This window comes from Streptomyces sp. NPDC054956 (assembly GCF_053609185.1).
The window spans coordinates 1-3604 of the sequence record NZ_JBSGXB010000494.1; the positions used below are offsets into that span (position 1 = coordinate 1).

Annotated in this window: 2 protein-coding genes and 1 pseudogene; all 3 read right to left on the reverse strand. The window is 73.5% G+C overall.

Features of this window, described 5'->3' with window-relative positions; genetic code table 11:
* Positions 1–122: 122 nt before the first annotated feature.
* Positions 123–1790: a uroporphyrinogen-III synthase gene (locus ACWGDE_RS37240; RefSeq protein ID WP_453393510.1), complete on the reverse strand. Its 1668-nt coding sequence runs from the start codon at positions 1788–1790 to the stop codon at positions 123–125.
* A complete protein-coding gene (hemC, locus tag ACWGDE_RS37245) occupies positions 1787–2755 on the reverse strand; it encodes a hydroxymethylbilane synthase (RefSeq protein ID WP_453393511.1) in 969 nt (322 codons plus the stop codon). Before hemC ends, ACWGDE_RS37240 begins: the two co-directional genes overlap by 4 nt.
* A pseudogene (locus ACWGDE_RS37250) lies at positions 2752–3604 on the reverse strand (glutamyl-tRNA reductase); the annotation flags it as partial. The gene hemC and the pseudogene ACWGDE_RS37250, both read right to left, overlap by 4 nt.

The window sequence follows — 3604 nt, forward strand, 5'->3', positions numbered from 1 at the left end:
ACAACCACCACCACCACCCCCCACACGCTCCCGAAGGGGTTGGTGGGGGGTGTGTTTTTGTGATCCCGGCCGGGGGCCGGGGCCGCCCCCCCCCCCCGCCCCCCGCGCAGAACCGACTCGGCTCAGGTCGTACGGCGCCTGCGCGCTCCCGGTCGCCGCTCGCTCGGCCGGTACACGTTCTCCCCGGCCTCCTTCGCGGCCTCGCGGCGCGCGGCCCCGTACTCGGCCAGGGCCTCCGCCAGCTTGCCCACGCTCGGCTCCGGCGACAGCACGTCGACCCGGAGCCCGTGCTCCTCGGCCGTCTTGGCCGTCGCCGGGCCGATGCACGCGATGACGGTGACGTTGTGCGGCTTGCCGGCGATGCCGACGAGGTTGCGCACGGTCGAGGACGACGTGAAGAGCACGGCGTCGAAGCCGCCGCCCTTGATCGCCTCGCGGGTGTCCTGCGGCGGCGGGGAGGCGCGCACGGTCCGGTAGGCGGTGACGTCGTCGACCTCCCAGCCGAGCTCGATCAGCCCGGCGACCAGGGTCTCGGTGGCGATGTCGGCGCGCGGCAGGAAGACGCGGTCGATCGGGTCGAAGACCGGGTCGTACGGCGGCCAGTCCTCCAGCAGTCCGGCGGCGGACTGCTCGCCGCTGGGCACCAGGTCGGGCTTGACGCCGAACTCCACCAGCGCGGCGGCGGTCTGCTCGCCGACGGCGGCGACCTTGATGCCGGCGAAGGCGCGGGCGTCGAGCCCGTACTCCTCGAACTTCTCGCGCACGGCCTTGACCGCGTTCACCGAGGTGAAGGCGATCCACTCGTAGCGGCCGGTGACGAGTCCCTTGACCGCCCGCTCCATCTGCTGCGGGGTGCGCGGCGGCTCCACGGCGATGGTCGGCACCTCGTGCGGCACGGCGCCGTACGAGCGCAGCTGGTCGGAGAGCGAGGCTGCCTGCTCCTTGGTGCGCGGTACGAGCACCCGCCAGCCGAACAGCGGCTTCGACTCGAACCAGGACAGCTCCTCGCGGCGCGCGGCGGCGCCGTGCTCCCCGACCACGGCTATGACGGGCCGCGAACCCTCGGGCGAGGGGAGGATCTTGCCCTGCTTGAACACCTGGGCGATGGTGCCCAGGGTCGCGCTCCACGTCCGCTGGCGCGTGGTCGTGCCGGCCACGGTCACGGTGAGCGGGGTGTCGGGCTTGCGCCCGGCGCTCACCAGCTCGGCGGCGGCCGCCGAGACCGTCTCCAGGGTCGCGGAGACGACGAGGATGCCGTCGCTGGCGCCCACCTCGCTCCAGCACCGCTGGGAGGCGTTGCGCGCGTCCACGAACCGCACGTCCGCACCCTGCTTGCCGCTGAGCGGCACACCGGCGTACGCGGGCACGCCGACGGCGGTGGCGACACCGGGAACGACCTCGAAGGGGATGCCCCCGGTGGCGCAGGCGAGCATCTCGTCGGCCGCGTTCCCGTCGAGTCCGGGGTCGCCGGTGACGGCACGGACGACCCGCCTGCCGGAGCGCGCGGCCTCCATGACAAGATTGGCGGCATCTCGGATCACCGGGACCCCGGCGGCCGTTGACTTCTCGTCAGCGATCGTCAGCTGCGGCGTGTCCACCCCCGCGCGCGCATGCGTACGTACGACCTCGAGAACCTCGGGCTCCGCGATCAGTACGTCCGCGGCGGCGAGGGCCTCGACGGCGCGCAGCGTCAGCAGACCCGGGTCGCCCGGACCGGCACCGAGGAAGGTGACGTGTCCGTGGACGGCGACCGCCGGGAAAGCGGAGGTGGTGGGACTTGTGGGGTTCAAAGCGACCGCTCCCCCATCAGACCGGCCGCGCCCTTGGCCAGCATCTCGTCCGCGAGTTCGCGGCCGAGCGCCATGGCCTCGTCGTACGACTGGGGCACGGGACCGGTGGTGGACAGCTGCACCAGCGTGGAACCGTCGAGGGTTCCCACAACTCCACGCAGGCGCATCTCATTGACAGTCTGACCGTCGGCCAGCAGGTCGGCGAGCGCCCCCACGGGGGCACTGCAGCCGGCCTCCAGGGCGGCGAGCAGGGCACGTTCGGCGGTCACGGCGGCCCGGGTGTACGGGTCGTCGAGCTCGCCGAGCGCGGCGATCAGGTCCGTGTCGGACGCGAGGCACTCCACGGCCAGGGCACCCTGGCCGGGTGCGGGCAGCACGTTGTCGACGGAGATCAGGTCGGTGGCCTCGTCGCCGCGGCCGATCCGGTTGAGTCCGGCGGCGGCGAGGACGACGGCGTCGAGCTCTCCGCTGTGCACGAACCCGATGCGGGTGTCGACGTTGCCGCGGATGGCGACGGTCTCGATGACCTTGCCCAGCGACTTGGCGTAGGCGTGCAGCTGGGACCGGCGCCGGGGCGAACCGGTACCGATGCGCGCACCGTCGGGCAGCTGCTCGAAGGTCAGGCCGTCGCGGGCGACGAGCGCATCGCGGGGGTCCTCGCGCGGCGGCATGGCGGCGATGACGAGGTCGTCGGGCTGCGTGGTGGGCAGGTCTTTCAGCGAGTGCACGGCGAAGTCGACCTCGCCGCGTACGAGGGCCTCGCGCAGGGCGGTGACGAAGACGCCGGTGCCGCCGATCTGCGAGAGGCTCTCGCGGGACACGTCACCGTAGGTCGTGATCTCCACGAGCTCGACGGGCCGGCCGGTGATCGCCCGTACCGCCTCGGCTACATGCCCGGACTGGGACATGGCCAGCTTGCTGCGCCGCGTGCCGAGCCTCAGCGGCTGGTCGAGACGTGGATTCATGATGCCCGTCCTGAGTCGTGGTTCTTGTCAGCCTCGTCGGCCCTGCTGACGGAGGCCACCGTCTGCGGGTCGAGATCGAAGAGTTCGCGCAGCGCTTCGGCGTACCCGGCGCCGCCGGGCTCGCTCGCGAGCTGCTTGACGCGCACGGTCGGCGCGTGGAGGAGCTTGTCGACGACGCGCCGCACGGTCTGGGTGACCTCGGCCCGCTGCCGCTCGTCGAGGTCGGGCACCCGCCCGTCGAGCCGCGCCACCTCCATGGCGACGACCTCGGCGGCCATGGCGCGCAGGGCGACCACGGTGGGCGTGATGTGCGCGGCCCGCTGGGCGGCCCCGAAGGCCGCCACTTCCTCGGCCACTATCCCGCGCACGGCGTCGACGTCGGCGGCCATCGGAGCGTCCGCGGACGCCTCGGCCAGCGACTCGATGTCGACCAGCCGCACGCCCGGGATCCGGTGCACGGCGGCGTCGATGTCGCGCGGCATGGCCAGGTCCAGCAGTGCGAGCCGTACGGGCTGCGCGTCCACCTGGCTACGGCCCCCCTTGCGAGGCTGCCGCTGCGCGGCCGCCTCGCCCTGGTCGGCCCAGGTGCCGTGCAGCTCCAGCGAGCTGGCGTCGACCCCGGTCAGCGCGGACCGCCCATCGGCGGTCCGCCCCGGGTCGGAGGCCAGCGCGTCGAGCCCGACGGGGCACCCGTCCCGCTCGTCGACGGCAACCTTGCTCCGCACGGCCCCGGCATCGGCAATCCGCTGCCCACCGGCGGCCGCGGCGGCAAGCCGAGCGACGAGCTCACTATTCAGCCCCGCCGGCGTTTGAGGCGCGGGGTCTGGGGCGGAGCCCCAGGGAACGGGC